Source organism: Streptomyces sp. SAI-170 (assembly GCF_049739565.1).
Classification (GTDB): Bacteria; Actinomycetota; Actinomycetes; order Streptomycetales; family Streptomycetaceae; genus Streptomyces.
In genome coordinates this window covers 3,338,268-3,359,802 of record NZ_JBMGQD010000001.1, presented here as the reverse complement: position 1 = coordinate 3,359,802, position 21,535 = coordinate 3,338,268, and the positions used below count along the sequence as shown (strand labels likewise).

Below are 21,535 nucleotides of genomic sequence, written 5' to 3'. Positions count from 1 at the left end.
GGCGTGCTCGTTCGGCGTCCTGGGCGTGCTTGTACGGCGTCCGCGTGTGCTCGTACGACAGTCGAACGGGTGAAGTCGTGCTGGTCGACAGGTGGTTGCGGCTGAAGGTCCGCCGGTTTGCGCCCCGCGTGTCACGCCACGGTGAGGCCGTCGGGGGTAGTGGTCGCCTCGGACGCGGGGTCGGTGCTGTCCAGGGCCTGACGTATCCCGGTCGCGACGGCGGGGTGCACGGGCAGGGCGAGATGGCCGATTCCGCTCACCCGTACGTTCTGCGCCTTGAGGTCGGGGTGGTCGATCCGGGCGGTCTCCAGCGGGTCCATCAGATGGTCCAGGTCGCTCCAGAAGCTGACGAACCGCGTGCGACAGTCGGGTGCCGGCCGGGACAGCTCCTCGATCACCGGGGACCCCGGACGCATCTGGCGCACGATCGGGTGCGCGTCCGCCAGCGGCACGACCCGCGTGCCCGAGTGCGGGGTGCCGAGCGTGACCAGTGTCCGCACCCGCAGATCGCCGCCCAGCCGCTGCACGTAATAACGAGCGATCAGCCCGCCGAGGCTGTGGCCGACGACATCGACCTGCCGGCTGCCGGTGCGCTCGCAGATCTCCTCGATGTGCCGGCCGAGCAGCTCCGCGGCGGTGCGGATGTCGCAGGTGAGCGGTGAGTAGTTGAGCGACTCGATCCGGTGCCTGCCGTGCTGGGTCAGGCCGCGGCGCAGCACCAGGAACACCGAGCGGTTGTCCATGAAGCCGTGCAGCAGCACCACGGGCGGGCGGTCCTGCGCCGGCAGCCGTGCCGTGCTGTCGGGCGAGGGGGCCGGGGGCGGCGAACGGCGCTCCTGGCTGATGCCGGAGGGGTAGAGGAGCAGATGCCCGGCGAGGATCGCGACCTCCAGCGCGGTCGCCTTCAGCAGGGCCACGGACAGGTCGGCCAGTCTGCCCGGCAGCAGGCGCCGGCAGACCGAGTGAAGAGGCAGCAGGTCCCAGGTGACCTTCACGGCCGACCTCCCATCGGCGCACGGAGGACCGCTCTGTCCCCTGTGTGCCCTCGTGGAAAGCCGCGATGGGTGCGGTCGTCCCGGTTCGGCCGGGCCGCGCCCGAAGTGGTGGTGGGTGGCGCGGAAGGCGCCGGTGAGGTGATGAGGTCCGCCGCCGGTCGCGGCGGCCCCGGTGCGGCTTCCCTTGCGCTTGCTCCGCCTCGACGCGGGGAGCCCCGGCCGCGGGATGTCGCGGCGCGAGGGCCGCGAAGACTCGGAACGGTGCGCGGCGAACGTGTCCCACGTGTGATTTCCCCCTCCCTCTCCTCCGTGAAACTGCCGGGTGCGGGATGCTGGCGATAACGTTCGTTCACTTCCCCGGTTTCCGTGTGGTCCGGGGCGTCCGTGCCGTGACGGCGCCGCCCCCGGCCGGGGGCGGGGCGAGTGCGGCACCCACCCAGGGTGTATGTGACCTGCGTCACATGTACGGGGTGTCTGATGTGTGCGGTACTTGTCGGTACGGATGGATGAAGTCGCTTCATGGAGGCAGTGATGGGTGTGGCAGCCGGTCCGATCCGCGTGGTGGTGGCCAAGCCGGGGCTCGACGGCCACGATCGCGGGGCCAAGGTGATCGCGCGGGCGCTGCGCGACGCCGGTATGGAGGTCATCTACACCGGCCTTCACCAGACCCCCGAGCAGATCGTCGACACCGCGATCCAGGAGGACGCCGACGCGATCGGGCTGTCCATCCTCTCGGGCGCCCACAACACGCTCTTCGCCGCCGTGATCGAGCTGCTCCGGCAGCGTGACGCCGAGGACATCCTGGTCTTCGGCGGCGGCATCATCCCCGAGGCGGACATCGCGCCGCTGAAGGAGAAGGGCGTCGCGGAGATCTTCACCCCGGGCGCCACGACCGCGTCGATCGTGGACTGGGTCCGGGCGAACGTGCGGCAGCCGGCCGAGGCGTAGGCCTCCGGCGGGGGAGCGGGGCCTCTGGCTCGGCGGGGTTTGACTGGTCGGGCCGGTCGGGCTCTTCCGGGGGCGGGGTCGGGCTCTTGGGGGCTTGGGCTTTCGGGTCTGGATTTCTCGGGCCTGTTCTTTTTGGGCTGATAGGCGCGCGTGGTTCCTTTGCGTGTGCTCGGGTCGGTGGGGTTGTCGTCGGGGCGGGTGGGTTCGCCTTCGGTCTGGGGTTCCCTGAGTGGGGCGGCGGGCCCGGGCGGTCGTTCGTGGCTCGGTGGCTCGGTGGCTCGGTGGCTCGGTGGCTCGGGCGTGGGTGGCTGGTCGGGCGGGGCCTGGCCGTGGTGCCTACGGTTCCTGGGTGGGACCCTCGCTCGTCGTGGCCCCCAGTTCCTCCGTCATCGCCGCGCGCAGGCGCAGGGTGGAGACCAGGCGCTGGAAGGCCTCTGCCCAGTAGCCGCCGGCGCCCGGTGAGGCGTCCTCCGGTTCCTCGGGTATCGCCAGCAGGCCGTCGAGACGGCGTGCCTCCGCCGGGTCCAGGCAGCGCTCGGCGAGGCCCATGACGCCGCTGAAGCTCCACGGATAACTCCCGGCGTCCCGCGCGATGTTGAGCGCGTCCACCACGGCCTGCCCCAAGGGCGGAGCCCACGGCACCGCACATACACCGAGCAGCTGAAACGCCTCGGACAGTCCGTGCGTCGCGATGAACCCGGCCACCCAGTCGGCCCGTTCGTCGGCGTCCAGCGTGCCCAGCAGCTTGGCCCGCTCCGCCAGCGACACCGCGCCCGGCCCACCTGCTTCTGGAGCGGACGGTGGGCCGAGCAGCGCCCGTGACCAGGCCGGGTCCCGCTGTCGCACCGCCGCCCGGCACCAGGCCGCGTGCAGCTCCCCCTGCCAGTCGTCCGCGACGGGCAACGCCACGATCTCCTGGGGCGTGCGCCTGCCGAGCCGTCCCGGCCAGGTGTCGAGCGGTGCAGCCTCCACCAACTGGCCCAGCCACCAGGACCGTTCGCCCCGTCCCGCCGGAGCGTTGGCCAGGACGCCGTCCCGCTCCATGCCCGGGTCGCACTCGTAAGGCGCCTCCACGCTGATCGTCGGTGACTGCAGCGTGTGGTCCAGGGCCACGCATGCCGCGGCCCGTACCGCCATCCGTGCGGCGAGCGCCGACTCCGGCAGTGCCGACAGCAACTCCGCCGCCGTGGCGCGCACATTGCGGCTGCGGTCGCCCAGCGCCTGCTCCAGGAACGGCTCGTCCCGCGGACTCAGCCTCACACGCAGCGAGTCCAGGAACATCAGGCGGTCCTCGGCCCGCTCCACCGCCCAGGTCGACGCGAGCAGCTCGCGCGCGGCGGCAGGCTCCCGGGACCGTATCGCCGCGAGCAGCGCGACCCGCTCGGCGAACAGTCCCTCCTGCCACAGCCGCCGGACCCCGTCTGTGTCGTCGAGGCGGGGCAGCGCGGCCCCGCCTCCGGGCGTGGCCCGCAGAGCGAACCGCCAGTCCGGGTTGAGCCGGGCCAGCCACAGGGCACGCCGACCCGCGAAGGTGAGGGTCGCAGGCCGCAGATCCGTACGCCCCCGTGCCGCGTCCAGCAGGGCGGGCAGCAGCTCCGGGGGTGGCGCGTATCCACGGGCGTTCGCCGTGGCCAGCCACTGCGGGAGCAGTTCCATGAGGTCCGGCGCTGTGCCTCGACGTCCGCCTCCCGCCACCCCGGGCCGGTCCGCCAGCAGCGCCGCGAGACGGCGTGCCGCCGCCGCGGGCAACGCCGGTCGCGGATCCCTCGGCGCCGGCTCCAGCCGCCGCGCGACCCGCCCCGCCCGCAGCCCGGCCCGCCGCCGTACGGTCTCCTGTGCGGCCGCGTCCAGGAGCGCCACGGGTGCGGGAGCCTGCCGACGGGGCCTGGGGGCGTCGGGTGCTGTGCCGTGGATTGCGCCGGGGCCGGCGGGTGGAGTGTCGGCCGCCATGGGCGACGGGCGTGGAATCGCGTCGAGTCCGGGAGGTGGTGTGCGGATGCCGGTACCGGGTTCGGGAGGTGGTGTGCGGAGGCCGGTGTCGGGCCCGGCAGGTGGTGTGTGCGGGCCGGTGTCAGGTCCGGCGGGCTGCGTGTGCCCGTCAGGGGCGAGCGCGACGGGTGGTGTGCGCAGGTCAGGGGCTAGCGCGACGGATGGTGTGCGTCGGTCCGTGCCGAGCAGGGCCGCGGTGACGAGTTGCTCCCAGACGCCCTGGTCGGGCGCTTCCGCGGAGGCGGATGGCCTGGTCATCGGCTGCTTCCTTTCGGGGCGTGGGCTTCGGATCGTTTTGGAGTGTGGGAATCGGCTGGTCAGTACAGAGGTATGGGTCCGCCCGTCCCTGTCCTCGTCGCCGTCCCCGTCGGCGCAGGCGGTCAGCGGCGTGAAGCCGCGGTGGCCGCACTCGCCGAAGACCTTCACCGGCGCACCGCCCGACAGGGACACCAGCCGCCACAGGCCGGGCCGGGTGCGGGCGGCAGGGGTGAGCGGCAGCGCCGCGTCCTCGGTGGCGTCGGCCAGCTGCCAGGAGTCGCCGTCCGGTGTGGGCACGACCCCGTCGAGTGTCACCGGGACCGACTCCAGCCACGGATCGTCCCGTAGCGCCTCGCCGTACTGTGCGACGGCACGCGTCACCGTCACACCCGGCGGCCGTATCGCCGTGGGCTCCGGTGGCGCGAACCTCTCTCCGAGCGCGCCACGCAGGCTCGCCGGGTACGCGGACACCTCCGCGTCCAGCACCAGGCCCACCGGCAGGGCCAGCTCCGGAGCCCGGCCGGCGGCGCCGTAAGAGAGGAGCAGAGTCGTACGGCCGGAGTCGGCGCCGTACAGCCATATCCGGCGCGTTGTCAGTTTCGAGTCCGCTGTGTCGTACTGGGCGAGGACCAGCCAGCGGTCCCGCACCGGCGGTCCCTCAGGGGCAGCGGGCAGTCCGACGCGGGTGCGGACGGTGGCCGCCAGTCTTGGAGGCAGGTGCTCCCGGTGCAACCAGCCCTGGCCTAGAAGGTGCAGCAGAGCGCACTCCTCCAGCAGGCGCACGGGCCAGCCCGGACCGGAGGACGCCGTGGCCCCCAACTCCCTTACTCTCGCCGCCAGACCTGGGGCCTGTGCATCGACCATGCGGGCCGCGGTCTCCTCCCACAGGCCGTATCCCGTCTGTTCCACCGTGGCCAGGCCGCCGCGGAGCAGGTCCGTGAGGCGCTGTTCCAACTCCGTGACCCCTGCCGTGATGCGCTCGGCCCGTCGCTCCGCCCTGCGCCGCGCCGCCGCCTCCGAATCGGAGGACGGCCCGCCCGAAGTGCCGTGACCGGGCCCTGACTTCTCCTCTCGCCCGTTGCCCCTTCTCCCCTCTATCCACTGCTCCGCCCACTCCGGTGCCTGCCCCGGCGGCACCGCGCCTCTGCCGGCTCCGTCCGCCCACAGCAACAGCAGCCCGAGCGCGTGTTTGCACGGGAACTTCCGGCTCGCGCAACTGCACGTGTACGCCGGGCCCGAGGAGTTCGCGAGGTCGACGGCCGTGCGGTACGGCCGACTGCCGCTGCCTATGCACAGCCCCCACACCGCCCCCTCGTCGGAACCCGTCTCGGACCACGGCCCGGCCGCACCGAGCCTGCTTCCCGCATCACGTGACGCGGCGTCAGGCGCCAGTGCCAGCACCTGGTCCGCGGTCCAGCGCACCCCCTGCTGTGTCATGTCATCGAAGGTAGATCCCCCCACTGACAATCGGGTCCGGCGAGGTCGTTTGCGCAGGTCGGAACGCATTGTCAGTGGCGTGGTGCACGGTGGAGTCAGATCCGAACCGGCCGAGCTGGAGGGGGCACTCAGCCATGTCCGTGTCCATCGAAACGAAGCCCGACGATCCGACGACCGATCTGACGACCGCCGATCCGACGACCACGGATCCAACGAACTCCACCGACCCGACGAACACCGACCGAGCGACCGACGTCGAGGTCGGCTCGGAGGCGCTGCGGCCGCACGCCGAGCACGCCTTCGCCGATGAACTCGCCATGCTGGCCGCGCACGACGACCGGCCGCGCCCGGCCCGCTGGAAGCTGTCGCCGTGGGCGGTGTCCCTGTATCTGCTCGGCGGCACCCTGCCCGACGGCACCGTGATCACACCGAAGTACGTGGGGCCGCGCCGTATCGTCGAGGTCGCCGTCACCACACTCGCCACCGACCGCGCCCTGCTGCTCCTCGGAGTCCCCGGCACCGCGAAGACCTGGGTGTCCGAGCATCTGGCCGCGGCGGTCAGCGGTGACTCGACCCTGCTCGTGCAGGGCACCGCGGGCACTCCGGAGGAGGCCATCCGCTACGGGTGGAACTACGCGCAGCTCCTCGCGCAAGGACCCAGCCGTGACGCCCTCGTGCCCAGCCCCGTCATGCGGGCGATGGCGGAGGGCATGACGGCCCGGGTCGAGGAGCTGACCCGCATACCTGCCGACGTGCAGGACTCGCTGATCACGATCCTTTCGGAGAAGACCCTGCCGATACCCGAGCTGGGCCAGGAGGTGCAGGCCGTTCGCGGCTTCAACCTGATCGCCACCGCCAACGACCGTGATCGCGGGGTCAACGACCTGTCCAGCGCGCTGCGCCGCCGCTTCAACACGGTGGTGCTGCCGCTGCCCGAGAGTGTGGAGGCGGAGGTCGACATCGTCTCGCGGCGCGTCGACCAGATAGGCCGTTCCCTGGACCTGCCGGCGGTGCCCGACGGGATCGACGAGATCCGCCGCGTGGTGACGGTCTTCCGCGAACTGCGTGACGGGGTCACGTCCGACGGCCGTACGAAGGTGAAGTCGCCCAGCGGCACCCTCTCGACGGCTGAGGCGATCTCCGTCGTCACCAGCGGCCTGGCGCTGGCCGCTCACTTCGGCGACGGCGTGCTGCGGCCGGGCGATGTCGCCGCCGGCATCCTCGGCGCCGTCCTCCGCGATCCGGCGGCCGACCGGGTCGTCTGGCAGGAGTACCTGGAGACGGTGGTGCGTGAGCGGGACGGCTGGACGGACTTCTACCGCGCCTGCCGGGAGGTGACGGCGTGAAGAACAACACCTCGATCTGGGGCCAGGCCAGCAAGAGCCGCACGGCCGCGGTACTGATGCCCGCGCACGTGAACTCCGATGACGACGACACGGCTTGGCCGCGGTGACCGGGGCCGTCGAATGTCACAGCGCGTGAGCGGAACGGAGTGAGAGGCAACGAAATGAGGGGGTCAGGGCCTCTTTATGAGTGACGCTGCGTGCGCCGGGAGCGGGACGGCGTGAGGCCCGGGGTGGCGGGCGGAGTCGAGAACGGTGCGAGCTGTAAGTGAAGCGAAGGAGGTGTGAAGTGACGGGAGTTGACGGAGACGTGAGGGGACGTGCCGGTGCCGGGCCCGTGCTGCTCGGGGTGCGGCATCACGGACCGGGGTCGGCGCGAGCCGTGCGGGTGGCGCTCGACGAGGTGCGGCCCGGTGTCGTGCTGATCGAAGGACCGCCCGAGGCCGACGCGCTCGTGCCGCTGGCCGCCGACCCGGACATGCGTCCGCCAGTGGCGCTCCTCGCCCACGCCGTGGACGAGCCGGGCCGCTCGGCCTTCTGGCCGCTCGCCGACTTCTCCCCGGAGTGGATCGCCTTGCGCTGGGCCCTGGAGCACAGGGTCCCCGCCCGTTTCATCGACCTGCCCGCCACCCACACGCTGGCCTGGGGAAAGGAGGAGGACACAGACGGCGCCGACATCCCCGAGACCGCGGAGGGGGTGGAGGCTACGGAGGGCTCTGAGGACGCACAGAGCGCGGTCGGGCGGGACGTCCGGCTCGACCCGCTCGCCGTGCTCGCCGAGATCGCCGGCTACGACGACCCCGAGCGCTGGTGGGAGGACGTCGTCGAGCACCGAGGCGACCCGGGCGACACGGACGTGCTCGCACCGTTCGCCGCGGTCGAGGAGGCCATGGGGGCACTGCGGGAGGCCTACGGCACCGGGGGACACGAGCGGGACCCGGTGCGGGAGGCCTACATGCGGCTCCAGGTGCGCGCCGCGCATCGGGAGTTCGGTGACGGTGTGGCCGTGGTGTGCGGGGCGTGGCATGTGCCCGCGCTGCGGCTGCGGACCACCGTCGCGGCCGACCGGGCGCTACTCAAGGGACTGCCCAAGGTGAAGGCCGAGCTGACCTGGGTGCCGTGGACGTACCGCAGGCTGGCGCGGGCCGGCGGGTACGGGGCGGGGATCGACTCACCGGGCTGGTACGGGCATCTGTTCGCCGCACCCGACCGGCCCGTGGAGCGGTGGATGACCAAGGTGGCGGGGCTGCTGCGAGCCGAGGACCGCACCGTCTCCCCGGCGCATGTCATCGAGGCCGTGCGGCTGGCCGAGACACTCGCCGCGCTGCGCGGCCGCCCGCTGCCCGGCCTGAGCGAGACCACCGACGCGGTGCGGGCGGTGATGTGCGAGGGCTCGGACGTGCCGCTCGCGCTGGTCCGGGACCGGTTGGTGGTGGGGGACGTGCTGGGGCACGTCCCCGCCACGGCACCCGCGGTCCCCCTGCAACGGGACCTGGACCGGCAGCAGCGTCGGCTGCGGCTCAAGCCGGAGGCGGCCGAGCGTGAGCTGGAGCTCGATGTGCGCAAGGAGACCGACGCCGAGCGCAGCAGACTGCTGCACCGGCTGCGGCTGTTGGGCGTGCCCTGGGGCGAACCGGCCGTCTCGCGGGGCAGCACCGGAACCTTCCGGGAGACCTGGCGGTTGCGCTGGGAGCCGGAGTTGTCGCTGCGGGTCGCCGAAGCGGGCGTGTGGGGGACGACCGTGCTGTCCGCGTCGCACACGAAAGCCGAGGCCGACGCCGTCGCCGCACGGACACTCGCCGACGTGACCGCACTGGCCGAGCGGTGCCTGGCGGCAGGGCTGCCCGATGCGCTTCCGGCGGTGATGCGGGTGCTCGCCGACCGCGCCGCGCTGGACACGGACGTCGGTCACCTCGCCCAGGCCCTGCCCGCCCTGGTGCGTTCGCTGCGCTACGGAGACGTGCGAGGCACGGACACCGGCGCGCTCGCGGAGGTCGCCGTCGGATTGGCCGAACGGATCTTCGTCGGGCTGCTTCCGGCCTGCACCGCCTTGGACGCGGACGCGGCCGAAGAGATGCGACGCCATGTGGACGCCGTGCACGGAGCGGTGGGCCTGCTGGCGGACGAGGAGATACCCGGGCCGGCGGACCGCGCCGGGTTGCGGGCCCGCTGGCAGCGGACGCTAGGGCGCTTGTCGGGCCGGGACAGTGTGCCCGGGGTCATCCGGGGCCGGGCCGTGCGGTTGCTGCTGGACGGCGGGTGGCTGGCGCAGGAGGAGGCGGCGCGGCTCATGGGGCTGGCACTGTCCCCGGGCACACCACCGGCCGACGCGGCAGCGTGGATCGAGGGCTTCGTGGGCGGAGGCTCCGGCGGCGGCCTGCTGCTGGTCCACGACGAGCAACTCCTCGCCCTGGTCGACGACTGGCTGAGCGGAGTACCGACGGAGGCCTTCACCGACGTCCTGCCCCTGCTGCGGCGCACCTTCTCGGCGTACGAGCCCGGAGTTCGCCGCACGCTCGGCGAACTGGTGCGGCGCGCGCCGGGCGAGCGGCGGGGAGCCACGGCCATCGGAGCCGGGACACCGGGGTTCGCGGCCGACCTGGACAGGGAACGGGCCGACGCGGCGCTTCCGGTGGTGCGGCTGCTGTTGGGGGTGGAGACGGGGGTGTCGGGTGCCGGGCTCGAAGAGCATGCGGAGGTGAGGAGATGACGGTGGGACCGGTGGAAGCCGCGGCGCAGGAGCGGCTGCGGCGGTGGCGGCTCGTGCTGGGCGGGGACGGGGCGGACGGCACGGGATGTGCGCTCGCCGGGCGGGACGCGGCGATGGATGGGGCGCTATCCGCGCTCTACGGAAAGGGGGACGAGCCGCGGGCGGCGGGGCTCGGGGCGTCGGCGCCGTCCGTGGCGCGTTGGCTCGGGGACATCCGGACGTACTTCCCTTCCTCGGTCGTGCAGGTCATGCAGCGCGACGCGATCGACCGGCTGGGGCTGTCCGCGCTGCTGCTGGAGCCGGAGATGCTGGAGGCGGTCGAGCCGGACGTCCACCTGGTCGGCACGCTGCTGTCGCTCAACAAGGCGATGCCGGAGACGACGAGGGAGACGGCACGGGCCGTCGTGCGCAAGGTCGTCGAGGAGTTGGAGAGGCGGCTCGCCCCGCGTACCAGGGCCGCGCTCGCCGGTGCGCTCGACCGCAGCGCGCGGGTGCAGCGGCCGCGCCACCGTGACATCGACTGGAACCGCACCATCGCGGCCAACCTCAAGCACTACCTGCCCGAGCACCACACGATCGTGCCGGAGCGGCTTGTCGGCTATGGGCGGGCGTCCCAGTCCCTGCGGAAGGAGATCGTGCTCTGTATCGACCAGTCGGGGTCGATGGCGGCGTCGGTGGTGTACGCGTCGGTGTTCGGGGCGGTGCTGGCGTCCATGCGGTCGATCAGCACCCGGCTGGTGGTCTTCGATACTGCGGTCGCCGACCTCACCGATCGGCTCGACGACCCCGTCGACGTCCTCTTCGGCACCCAGCTCGGCGGGGGCACGGACATCAACCGGGCGCTCGCGTACTGCCAGTCGCAGATCACCCGGCCTGCGGAGACGGTGGTCGTGCTGATCAGCGACCTGTACGAGGGGGGCGTACGGGACGAGATGCTGCGGCGGGTCGCGGCGATGAAGGCGGCGGGGGTGCAGTTCGTGGCGTTGCTGGCGCTGTCGGACGAGGGGGCGCCGGCGTACGACCGGGAGCACGCGGCGGCGTTGGCGGCGCTGGGCGCACCGGCCTTCGCCTGTACGCCCGATCTGTTTCCGGAGGTCATAGCGGCGGCGATGGAGAAGCGCCCGCTTCCGATACCGGACACCTCATGACGGAGGAGGGAAAACGGATATGAGTACCCATCGGTAACGCGGGGCTTGCGCAACCTCAGGAGTCCCGTGCAAGTATCGAGGCCCGTGCAAGGATCGAGGCCCGTGCCGGTGCGTCGAGCTCCGCTCGTCGACACCGCCTCGCACGCACCCCTCGCACCGAACACCCGCGACCTCGCACCACCCTGGCGATGCCGCACCACCATCCGCGATATCGCACCGACTGTCTGCGATTCGTTCCGCCGCACCGGAGGACTCTCCCCTGTTGACCTGCTCAGCCGTGTTGCCCGGTGCCGCTGTGCGCGTGATGCGCGCCGCGGTGGGGCGGCATGCGCTGCGGGTGGTGCTGCTGGTGGGCGGGTTGTTCGTGGCGGGGTTGCTGTGGGGTGGGGAGGCGAGTGCGGCGGAATCGGCCGGGGCTGCTGACTCGGTGGCGGCGGTCGAGGGCGATGCCGTCTTCTCTGACGCTGACGCTCCTGTGACTCCTGGCGAGGCGCAGGCCGTCGCTTCTGTGGACGAGCAGGGCCTCCGAATGATCGGCGCGGCCGCGGAGTCGGCGGGCAAGGGGCTCGACGGGCTCGACAGCCTCGCGGGGTTCAGCGAAGACGCGCCAGCCCTGCCGTACCCCTCCGACTCACCCGCCCCCGCCCTCTCGCTGCCCTCCCCGTCCCTGTCCGCCCCCACCACCGGCCTGCCTGCCCTCCCCGACCTCTCCCTGCTGCCCAGCGCGCAGCCCGAGTCCGGGCTCCCCGGCCTGGACGAGGTGCCCGTGCTCCCGGCTCCCTCCGCGCTGCCTGGTGCCGATCAGCTGGACGGGGCCCCGTGGCCCGTCGCCCCGCAGGGCTTCGCTGCCGAGGCACTGGACAGGGCGCTCACCGGGGCGCCCACCGAGGCGGATGCTGCGCACCACGGCACCGAGCGCGGAGCCACGTTGCAGGGACAGGGGCAGGGCCCCTATGCCGATCTCGGTCTCACCGGCTCCCCCTCCCGGGCGGCGGGCACCACAGCACACCCCGTCCGTGGCACGGACGGCCCGCAGGGGCCGCTGCCTGTGGACGGTGGGCCGGTGAACGGGTCGGCGGGGGACAGCGGATCGCCGCGGCATGGGGATGCGCAGGCCGTGACCGTGAACGACCGGGCGTCGCTGTGGCTGTCGGCCGGCGTCGCCGTACGGGCCGATGTGCCCGGGACTCGGGACAGGCACCGGGACATCCCTGTCTTCCCCGGCTAGGGCAGGCCGTACCGCCCCGTAGACCTGCCGCGCGGGGGCGGATCAGGTCTGCCCGCCCGTTCCGGATGCCGTATCAGGTGCCTCCGGACGGGAAGCCGGCGCGCCGCATCACCTCACGTCCGCTGGTCCGCTCTCCCGGACCGCGCTCGGATCCGGCGCCGCCATGTCCCCAAGTCCCCTGGTGCGAGCCCGGCCGACGGTCACCGACCCGGCGTGGGAGCTCGCGCCGTTCCGGGGCCCGGAGTCCTGACGCTCCGGTGCCGCGGAAGTCCTTTAAGGATCTGACGTACGCATGAACAAGAACATTCGCCGATCCATCGTGATCGCCGCCGGTGTCACCGGCGCGTGGGCGCTCGGCTCCTCGGTCGCCAGCGCCGACGAACTGCCCGCTTCCTCGCTGTCCGTCTCGGACGTCACGGACCTCACCGACCTCACGGACAGCACGTCCGACACCGCGTCCAGCACTGTCTCGGGTGCGACGGCCGACGCCGGTGACACCCTCGCCGGTGTCACCCAGTCCGCCACCGGCAGCCTCACCGACACGGCCACCAGCACGGCCACCCACACCGCCACCGGCACGGTCGAGGGCGTGCAGCGGACCGCCGTCGCGACGCCCGGGAGTGTGAGCGACCAGGCGCGGCGGTACGTCGACGCCGAGGTGAGTGTCCCCAAGGCCGCGCAGGTCCGGGGCGCGCAGGCCATCAAGGGGGCCCAGTCGGCGCGTGCGGCGAAGGCGGCGCAGGTTGCCGAGGCCGCGCGGTCGGGTGTCGGCGCGGCCGATGCCACGGCCGACCGGGTCGGCGACGAGGTGCCGACGCCGCACACGCCCGGCGGTTTCATCGACTACCTCTTCGGCCCGCTGTCGGCCTTCGCGCCCGAGCTCGAGAAGGCGCTGGCGGCCGCGCAGACGCGCCTGCAGGGCACGCAGGGAGCGGCTCGCGCCCACGTGCAGGAGGTTGACGGCGTCGTACGGACCAAGGCGCAGCAGACCGTCGCCACGGCGGGCCGTACGGCGGCCGGTGCGACCCCGGCGGCGCAGACGGCGGCCACGGGCGCGCAGGGCCGCGCCGGGCAGGTCACCGGCCAGGTCACCGGCCACGTCACCGGCCAGGCCGGGACGACCGCGAACACCGCCACCACGGCCGCCCGCGCCTCCGTCGCCGACGTCCCGGCCCACGTCACGGGCACGGCGAACGGCGTCCAGCAGCGAGTCGTCGGCACGGTCGGCAGCACCCGCCGGCAGGCGACCGACACGGTCACCGACACCCAGGCCCAGGCCCACCGCACGGTCGGCGCCGCCCAGGCATCGGCTCTCGCCACCGCAGGCACGGCCCGCCGGCAGGCGACCGGCACCGGCGCCGCCGTCGCGCAGGAGACCGTCGCGGCCGCGGTGCCGCCGGTGGTGGGGTCGGCGGTCGACGGGGTCACCCCGGTGGCGCAGTCGGCCGTGCGGGGGGTCGTGCCGGTGGCCGGGCATGCCGTGGACGGTGCGGTGCCCGTCGCGACCGGTGCGGTGCAGGGCGTGCGGCCGGTCGCGGGTACCGCCGTGCAGGGCGTCGTACCCGTCGCCGGGCAGGCGGTGGCGGGTGTCGGGGCGACCGCGTCGCACACGGTCGACGCCGCGACCGGGCTGGCGTACGGCGTCGTGGCGGACGTACGACCCGTCGCGGACGGGCTGGTCCACGGCGTCACGCCCGTCGCCGGGCAGGCGGTCGCCGAGGTGCGGGGCGTCGCCGGCGGTGCCGTCGCCGGTGTGCAGCCGGTCGCGGGAGGGGCCGTCGCCGGGGCGCGGGGCGTCGCCGGGGGCGTGGTGGCCGACGTGCCGCCGTACGCGACCGGTCTGGCCGGTCAGGTCACCCACGACGCCACGGCCGCCGTGCTGCCGCCCGTCGCGCACACCGTCGTGCACGGAGTCGTGCCCGTCGCCGGTCAGGCCGTCGCGGACGCGGGCACGCTGGCGTACGGCGTCCAGGGCGAGGTGCGGCCCTTCGCGGGCGGCGTCGTCGCGGACGTACCGCCGCTGGCGTACGGCGTCGTCGGCCAGGCCGACGGCTTCGCCGGGGGCGTCGCAGGAGAGGTGCCGGCGTTCGCGCACGGGGTGACCGGAACGGTCCAGCCGACCGTCGACCGGGTCACCTACCTCGCCGACCAGGTCGTCGACACGGTCGGGCAGACCGCGCAGCCGGTCGTGCGGGGCGTCGGCGGCAGCACGACCGCGCTGGCGTACGGCGTCGCGGACGAGGTCGCGCCCTTCACGGGTGGCGTGACCGGCCAGGTCGACCCGTTCGCGCACGGCGTCGCCGGGCAGGCCGGGTACTTCGCCCAGGACCTGACCGGCACCGTCCACACCGGCGCGGACCCCCTCGCCCACCACGCGGTCGGCGGCGCCGAGGGCATCGCCGGGTCCGCCACCCCGGGCTACGCGCCCCACGTGGACCCCCGCGTCTGACACGACACACCGGTCACCGGTCACCGGCCTCGCCCTCGGCGCCACGCGAACCACGGCGCCCGAGGGCGGGGCCGGCCCCACACCCACACACGCGCACCCCCTACCCACCCACACGGCCGAACCCTCGAACACCGTCCCCGAAACCACCCGTTGCCCCCTGCCCGGCCCCTCCTCCCACCGGAAGAAGGCCTGGTCAGAGGCCTCACCAAGCCCGTGGCGGCCCCGTGAGACTCTCCTCGGCCCCGCTCACACCTGGCACCGCGTGTCAGTGAGCACGGCATCATGTGACAGGTATCACCGCTCAGGTGTGACCCTCGATTTAGGGGCCCCCTGAAAGCAGCGATAACCTGCGAGACGGACATGCCGCGCGCTCGGACACCGTGTGCGCCTCCCTTGTGACAGCGGACGTCACGTTGCCCTTCGCGGCACGCCCACGCATCCAACGAACCGCGAGATCACTGATAGGGACGGAAGCGCGTGGACCTGTTCGAGTACCAGGCGAGGGACCTCTTCGCCAAGCACGATGTACCGGTGCTGGCCGGTGAAGTCATCGACACGCCTGAGGCGGCGCGCGAGATCACCGAGCGTCTGGGCGGCAAGTCCGTCGTCAAGGCGCAGGTGAAGGTCGGTGGTCGCGGCAAGGCCGGCGGCGTCAAGCTGGCCGCCTCCGCGGACGAGGCCGTCGCCCGCGCGACGGACATCCTCGGCATGGACATCAAGGGCCACACGGTCCACAAGGTGATGATCGCCGAGACGGCCCCGGAGATCCTCGAGGAGTACTACGTCTCCTTCCTCCTCGACCGTGCCAACCGCACCTTCCTCTCCATCGCCTCCGTCGAGGGCGGCATGGAGATCGAGGAGGTGGCGGCCACCCGTCCGGAGGCCGTCGCCAAGATCGCGATCGACGCCATCGACGGCGTGGACGAGGCCAAGGCCCGCGAGATCGTCGAGGCCGCCAAGTTCCCGGCCGAGGTCGCCGACAAGGTCGTGAACGTCCTCGTCAAGCTGTGGGACACCTTCATCAAGTCGGACGCCCTCCTCGTCGAGGTCAACCCGCTCGCGAAGGTCGCCTCCGGCGAGGTCATCGCGCTCGACGGCAAGGTGTCGCTCGACGACAACGCCGAGTTCCGTCACCCCGAGTACGAGGAGCTCCACGACAAGGCCGCCGCCAACCCGCTCGAGGCGGCTGCCAAGGAGAAGGGCCTCAACTACGTCAAGCTCGAGGGCGAGGTCGGCATCATCGGCAACGGCGCCGGTCTCGTCATGAGCACCCTGGACGTCGTCGCGTACGCCGGTGAGAACCACGGCAACGTCAAGCCGGCCAACTTCCTGGACATCGGCGGTGGCGCCTCCGCCCAGGTCATGGCCAACGGTCTGGAGATCATCCTCGGCGACCCGGACGTCAAGTCCGTCTTCGTCAACGTCTTCGGCGGCATCACCGCCTGCGACGAGGTCGCCAACGGCATCGTCCAGGCCCTGAAGCTCCTCGAGGACCGCGGCGAGAACGTCACCAAGCCGCTGGTCGTCCGCCTCGACGGCAACAACGCCGAGCTGGGCCGACAGATCCTCACCGACGCCAACCACCCGCTGGTCCAGCGCGTCGACACCATGGACGGCGCGGCCGACAAGGCCGCCGAGCTGGCCCACGCCGCCAAGTAAGCACTCAGGACGAGGACACAACACACCATGGCTATCTGGCTCAACAAGGACAGCAAGGTCATCGTCCAGGGCATGACCGGCGCCACCGGCATGAAGCACACCAAGCTCATGCTCGGCGACGGCACCAACGTCGTGGGCGGCGTCAACCCGCGCAAGGCGGGCACGTCCGTGGACTTCGACGGCACCGAGGTACCGGTCTTCGGCACCGTCAAGGAGGCCATCGAGGCCACCGGCGCCAACGTCTCCGTCATCTTCGTGCCGGAGAAGTTCACCAAGGACGCGGTCGTCGAGGCCATCGACGCCGAGATCCCGCTGGCCGTCGTGATCACCGAGGGCATCGCGGTGCACGACTCCGCGAACTTCTGGGCGTACGCGGGCAAGAAGGGCAACAAGACCCGCATCATCGGCCCGAACTGCCCCGGCATCATCACCCCGGGCCAGTCCAACGTCGGCATCATCCCGGGCGACATCACCAAGCCGGGCCGCATCGGCCTGGTGTCGAAGTCCGGCACGCTGACGTACCAGATGATGTACGAGCTCCGTGACATCGGCTTCTCCACGGCCGTCGGCATCGGTGGCGACCCGATCATCGGCACCACGCACATCGACGCGCTCGCCGCGTTCGAGGCCGACCCCGACACCGACCTGATCGTCATGATCGGTGAGATCGGCGGCGACGCCGAGGAGCGTGCGGCGGACTTCATCGCGAAGAACGTCACCAAGCCGGTCGTCGGCTACGTCGCGGGCTTCACCGCGCCCGAGGGCAAGACCATGGGCCACGCTGGCGCCATCGTCTCCGGCTCCTCCGGCACCGCCCAGGCGAAGAAGGAGGCCCTCGAGGCCGCCGGTGTCAAGGTCGGCAAGACCCCGACCGAGACCGCCAAGCTGGCCCGCGAGATCCTCGCCGGCTGAACCGGCTGAACCGGCTGAACCGGCTGAACCGGCTGAACCGGCTGAACCGGCTGAACCGGCTGAATCAGCCCCGCCGGCTGACGCCCGCACAGGCGACCCGAGGCCCGCATCCCGTCCGACGGGGTGCGGGCCTCGCGCATGTCACCGACCTTCAGCCCGCCTGCGGCACCAGCCTCTCCGGCCCGTTCGCCGTCTCCTGCCGCAGCTTGGTGCGCAGCTCCAGCTCCTCCTCCGACAGCGGCCCCGGCGCCGCCCGAGGGGGCACGCCCGGCACGGTCTCACCGGGTGCGACGGGTGGCTCGTAATGCGTGGGAGCCGTGCGCAGGGTCAGTGCGGTGGCGCCGATGATCGCGATGGTGAAGGCGATCGCGGCCCGGGTCCAGAAGCGGGCCCGGCGTTCGCTGCCCGCCCGTACGACGGGTGGCCGGGCCGCGCGCAGCCGCTCGGCGGAGGCCAGTTCGGCGAGGCGCCGGCCCAGCGCGACGGGGTCCGACAGCTCCGGCAGCCGCGCGGCGACCTCCTCGCGGGCGTGCATCAGCCGGTACGCGGCCGCCGGGGTGCTCGCCTCCGTCTCGGCCGCGGTCTCCGGCAGCCGCAGGCCGACGCCGTCGTGCAGCACGAGCGTCCGGCGGTACGGCGCCGGCAACTCCAGCAGGACGTCCAGCAGCGCCCGGTCGGAGGCGTCGGAGGGCGGCGGCTCGGGGTGCCGGTAGCGGGGGCGGAAGCGGTGCCAGGGGGAGAGGGCGTACTCGTAGGCGGCCGCCCGCACCCAGCCCGCCGGGTCGGGGTCCACGGCGACCTCGGGCCAACGGTCCCAGGCCAGCTGGAAGGCCCACTCGACCGACTCCCGGGCCAGCTCCCGCCGCCCGCTGAGCAGATAGGCCTGCCGCACGAGGGCGGGCGCGCAGAACGCGTACAGCGCGTCGAAGGCCTGAGCGGGCGTCAGCGCCTCCCCGGAGTCGCGCTCCGGCTCCGCCTCGCGCAACGGCTCCGGTCGTACGACGGGCTCGGCGGCGGGCGTCTCCACAGCCGCCGCCACGGCCACCACGGGTTGACGCGCCGTCACCTCGACGTCCTCCGCGTCGCGCACGTCCTCCGCGTCGCGCACGACCTCCGCGTCGCGCACGACCTCCGTGCCCTGCGCGACCTCCGTGTCCTGCATGACCTTCACGACCTCCACCACCTCCACAGGCTTCTCCTCCGTGGCCGGCTCGGCGAGGGAGGCCAGCAGCTTGGCGTAGACCTCCCGCTTGCGGCCGCGCGGAGTCGTGCGGCCGGTCTCCCACGCGCGCACGGTCTCCCGGGTGACCCCGACCCGCGCGGCGAGCTGACCCTGGGTCAGCGCGGCGGCCTCGCGCAGGCGTCGGCGTTCCTTCGGCGGAGGAAGAGGGCTCGCCGGGCTCTGTGTCACAGGGCGCCCCTTCGTGCGGAAAAGAACATAAACATATATTGGGTGACACGTCGGAGGTTCGCCTGTTACGACGGGAAAGCGCGTGTCGTTGGGACCATGACGGGCGTGATCCCGATGACCGCTCGCCGACCACCGCTGTCGCTCCTGCTCACCCGGATGCGCGGACGCTCCCCCGGACTGGCCGCCGGCCTCCTCGGCGGGGTGCTCGCGGCGGGCCTGGGGCTCGGCTCGTTCGCGGTGCTGGTGATGGTGCTGTGGATCAGCTCGCCGTATCCCGACAGCGGGCCCGGCGGCGCGCTGCATGTGGCCGCCGCGCTGTGGCTGCTGGCGCACGGCGCAGAACTGGTCCGCGCCGACACGCTCTCCGGCGCCCCCGCGCCCGTGGGCCTCACCCCGCTGCTGCTCCTCGCCCTGCCGCTGTGGCTGCTGCACCGCGCGGCGCGCGACGCGGTCGAGGAGGACGAGCGGCCGGTGAGCCGGCGTACGGCGTGGGCCGGCGTCGTCCTCGGCTACCTCGCCGTCGCCGCACCGGCCGCGCTGTACGCCGCCGACGGCGCTCTGCGCCCCAACTGGCCCTGGACCTGCGCCTGTCTGCCGCTCGTCGCGATCGCGGCGGCCGGAGCAGGGGTGTGGACGGCGTACGGCCGCCCCCGTGACGCCCTCGACTCCGTCCTGCTCCTGCTGCCGGCCACGCCCCGCCGGCTCGCCCTGGACCCGGAGGCCAGGGCCCGGCTCGGTACGGCCGCCCGAGCGGCGACGGCCGGACTGGCCGTCCACCTCGGCGGCGGCGCCCTGCTGGTCGCGACCTCACTGGTGTGGCACGGCGGCACGGCCCGCGCGTCCTTCGCCCAGCTGACGGAGGGCTGGTCCGGCCGTTTCGCGGTCCTGCTCCTGTGTCTGGTGCTGGTCCCCAACGCCGCCGTCTGGGCCGCCTGCTACGCCCTCGGCCCCGGCTTCGCCCTCGGCACCGGCCACCTCACCGGCCTGCTGGCCTCCGACCCGGCCCCGCTGCTCCCGCCGTTCCCCCTCCTGGCCGCGGTCCCCGACCCCGGCCCGGGCACACCTCTGAACTGGGCGGCCACGACCGTGCCGGTGCTGGCCGGCGTGACGGTCGGGTGGTTCGTGGCACGGGCGGCCTCGCGGGTGCCGGGCGAGGGAGCCGATACGGACAGCCCCGGCGACGGCCGACGCTCACGGGAACGGGCCGGGCGGGGCGCCGCGCCGGAAGGCGGCCCTGCCGGTGAGGCCTGGACGCTGCGGCGGACCGCGGGCGTGGCCGGCCTGGCGGTGGCGCTGTGCGCCGCAGGGCTCGCCGGGGCCGCCGCGCTGTCCGGAGGCCCCCTCGGGACGTCCGCGCTCGCCCGGTTCGGGCCGCTGTGGTGGCAGGCCGGGCCGGCGGCACTCCTCTGGGGCGCTCTCGCCGCGCTCCCCGTGGCCCTGGGCGCCCACGCCTGGCGCCGCCGCGACCGCGACCGCGCCCCGCGCCGGCCGCGCATCGCCCGGCAGCGCGCCCAGACCCCGTCGACGTCCGGTACGACGTCCGGTCACGCTGACGGCCATCCCGAGTCCCGATCCGCCGAGTCCCGGTCCGCCGAATCCCGATCCGGCACGTCGCGATCCGCCCCGTCCCGCTCAACCGAGTCCCGCTCCAGCGAGCCCCGGTTCGGCACGTCCCGATCCGCCGAGCCCCAGCCCACCGAGGCCACCCGCCGAGGACGAGACACCCCACCCGACGGCGCCGGTCCCTACGACCTCGACGCCCCCTACGACCCCCGCGACGACGCCTACGACGCCCGCGACCCGTACGGCACCTCGGACACCTACCCCGCCTTCGAGCCGTACGTCTTCGTCCCCGCCGAACCGCCCACGCCCTTTCCCTGGCACGACGAGGCCGCGCGCGAGGCCCGTTGGGCGGCCCTGAAGGAGGCGGCGACGCCGCGGGAGGAGCCGGTGAGCCCCTCGGAGGGCGAGCCGCACCCGCCGCAGCAGGAGACCTAGTCCAGCACGCCCCGCAGCTCCTTGGGCAGCAGCTCGGCACACCCCTGCTCGGCCTCGTTCGTGAGGGCGTCCTTGGTGCAGGTGTAGTAGTCGCTGTACACCAGCTGGGCGGTGAAGGACGCGGCGACCAGGACGATCGCGAGGGACGCCGTGACCAGGCCGCCGACGGCGGAGGGGGTCACGGGGCGCCCGGGGTTCTCCGGGGCGGGCTGGTCGGGGTCGGGAGTGCGCGGGCGGGTGCGCAGGGAGTCGATGCCCCAGTAGAGGGCGAGGGCGCCGAGCATCAGGGCGACGTACGGCCAGCCGAAGAGGGCGAAGAAGAAGGCCCACATGCCGGACAGCAGCGCGTACCGGGCGCGGCGCTGGGCGGGGTCGGTCGGGTCCCAGCGCATACGGTCGGGCCGGCCGCCGCCGGGGCCGCCGCCCTCCTGGTCCCCGCCGGGCCGCTCGCCGAAGCCGCCGGGGGAGCGGCCGGGCTGGCGGTCGCTCCACCGGCTGCCCCACGAGGAGCCGTCGCCGGAGTCGCCGGCCTGGGGTGCTCCGCGGTCGCCGGGGGAGGGGTGCCGGGGCTGCCACGGCTGGTCGGGAGTGCCCTCGGGCGGCGGCGCGAAGGGGTTCTCCTCCTGGCTGTCCCGACCCCGTCGGTCGCCCTCCCCGCCCGAGGGCGCGTCCGGCGGGGAGGAGGGGCGCTCCCGCAGCAGCAGGCCGTCGCGCTCCCCTCCCTGCGCCGACTGCGGGGGGAGCGTGAGAAGTCGCAGGCTGCGGGTGGGCATCAAGTGGGCGTCTTCCCTCGGTGATACGACTGCTGACAACGACTGACGACGACAAGCGAACCGGGTCCGTCGGCGTCCGTCGACTGCTCAACGCGCCACGCGCGACGCGCGTTCCCGACCCGGTTCCTCCCAGACGCTACCTCCCGGCCACGCCCCCGTCCCGTGGGGGCCGTCCGGAGTGCCGGTATCGTTGCTGACGGCCGGCCGCTTCGTAGGCTTCCCCGTATCGGGGAGGGCGAAGCATTCGTACGAACGTACATACGTGATGTGCGGGCAA

At 73.4% G+C, this 21,535-nt stretch carries 13 protein-coding genes and 1 pseudogene; 9 read left to right on the top strand and 5 right to left on the bottom strand.

The features are described 5' to 3' along the window. Positions 1–131: 131 nt before the first annotated feature. The gene (locus RKD23_RS14810; protein WP_424854114.1) at positions 132–995 is read right to left on the bottom strand and encodes an esterase/lipase family protein; all 864 of its coding nucleotides are present in this window, start codon (positions 993–995) and stop codon (positions 132–134) included. A gap of 531 nt (positions 996–1,526) precedes the next feature. On the opposite strand from RKD23_RS14810, the gene RKD23_RS14805 reads away from it, so the two are divergent. Then, a complete protein-coding gene (locus RKD23_RS14805; protein WP_424854113.1) occupies positions 1,527–1,943 on the top strand; it encodes a cobalamin B12-binding domain-containing protein in 417 nt (138 codons plus the stop codon). 336 nt (positions 1,944–2,279) lie between these two features. Here the strand turns inward: RKD23_RS14805 and RKD23_RS14800 are convergent, their stop codons facing one another. Beyond that, positions 2,280–4,190 carry a DUF5691 domain-containing protein gene (locus tag RKD23_RS14800; protein WP_424858240.1) on the bottom strand — a complete coding sequence of 637 codons (1,911 nt, stop codon included), beginning with the start codon at positions 4,188–4,190 and terminating at the stop codon, positions 2,280–2,282. 96 nt (positions 4,191–4,286) lie between these two features. Continuing rightward, a pseudogene (locus tag RKD23_RS14795) lies at positions 4,287–5,627 on the bottom strand (SWIM zinc finger family protein); the annotation flags it as partial. Positions 5,628–5,761: 134 nt separating this feature from the next. Between RKD23_RS14795 and RKD23_RS14790 the strand changes: the two are divergent. The 7 genes from RKD23_RS14790 (at position 5,762) to sucD (ending at position 17,076) form a co-directional block, all read left to right on the top strand. Next, on the top strand, positions 5,762–6,973 hold the full coding sequence (locus tag RKD23_RS14790; protein WP_424854112.1) for an ATP-binding protein: 1,212 nt from the start codon (positions 5,762–5,764) through the stop codon (positions 6,971–6,973). A gap of 286 nt (positions 6,974–7,259) precedes the next feature. Then, complete coding sequence (locus RKD23_RS14785) at positions 7,260–9,680, top strand: DUF5682 family protein (protein WP_424854111.1); 2,421 nt, start codon at positions 7,260–7,262, stop codon at positions 9,678–9,680. Further along, positions 9,677–10,828 (top strand): VWA domain-containing protein, encoded by a 1,152-nt coding sequence (locus tag RKD23_RS14780; RefSeq protein ID WP_424854110.1) that lies wholly within the window; start codon positions 9,677–9,679, stop codon positions 10,826–10,828. Before RKD23_RS14785 ends, RKD23_RS14780 begins: the two co-directional genes overlap by 4 nt. Positions 10,829–11,090: 262 nt before the next feature. Further along, entirely contained in the window at positions 11,091–12,056 is a 966-nt protein-coding gene (locus tag RKD23_RS14775; protein WP_424854109.1) for a hypothetical protein, read from the top strand. Between the two features lie 292 nt (positions 12,057–12,348). Continuing rightward, positions 12,349–14,505 carry a hypothetical protein gene (locus tag RKD23_RS14770; protein WP_424854108.1) on the top strand — a complete coding sequence of 719 codons (2,157 nt, stop codon included), beginning with the start codon at positions 12,349–12,351 and terminating at the stop codon, positions 14,503–14,505. A 477-nt stretch (positions 14,506–14,982) separates the two neighbouring features. Further along, positions 14,983–16,164, top strand: a complete 1,182-nt coding sequence (sucC, locus tag RKD23_RS14765; RefSeq protein ID WP_404043526.1) for an ADP-forming succinate--CoA ligase subunit beta — start codon at positions 14,983–14,985, stop codon at positions 16,162–16,164. Positions 16,165–16,191: 27 nt separating this feature from the next. After that, entirely contained in the window at positions 16,192–17,076 is an 885-nt protein-coding gene (sucD, locus tag RKD23_RS14760) for a succinate--CoA ligase subunit alpha (protein WP_424854107.1), read from the top strand. A 151-nt stretch (positions 17,077–17,227) separates the two neighbouring features. Here the strand turns inward: sucD and RKD23_RS14755 are convergent, their stop codons facing one another. Beyond that, entirely contained in the window at positions 17,228–18,487 is a 1,260-nt protein-coding gene (locus RKD23_RS14755; RefSeq protein WP_424854106.1) for a helix-turn-helix domain-containing protein, read from the bottom strand. Positions 18,488–18,583: 96 nt separating this feature from the next. On the opposite strand from RKD23_RS14755, the gene RKD23_RS14750 reads away from it, so the two are divergent. Further along, positions 18,584–20,485 carry a DUF6350 family protein gene (locus RKD23_RS14750; RefSeq protein WP_424854105.1) on the top strand — a complete coding sequence of 634 codons (1,902 nt, stop codon included), beginning with the start codon at positions 18,584–18,586 and terminating at the stop codon, positions 20,483–20,485. On the opposite strand, the gene RKD23_RS14745 is transcribed toward RKD23_RS14750, so the two are convergent. Then, positions 20,482–21,258, bottom strand: coding sequence for a hypothetical protein (locus RKD23_RS14745; protein WP_424854104.1), 777 nt, complete (start codon positions 21,256–21,258; stop codon positions 20,482–20,484). The two genes, RKD23_RS14750 and RKD23_RS14745, sit on opposite strands and share 4 nt — an antisense overlap. Between the last annotated feature and the right edge of the window lie 277 nt (positions 21,259–21,535).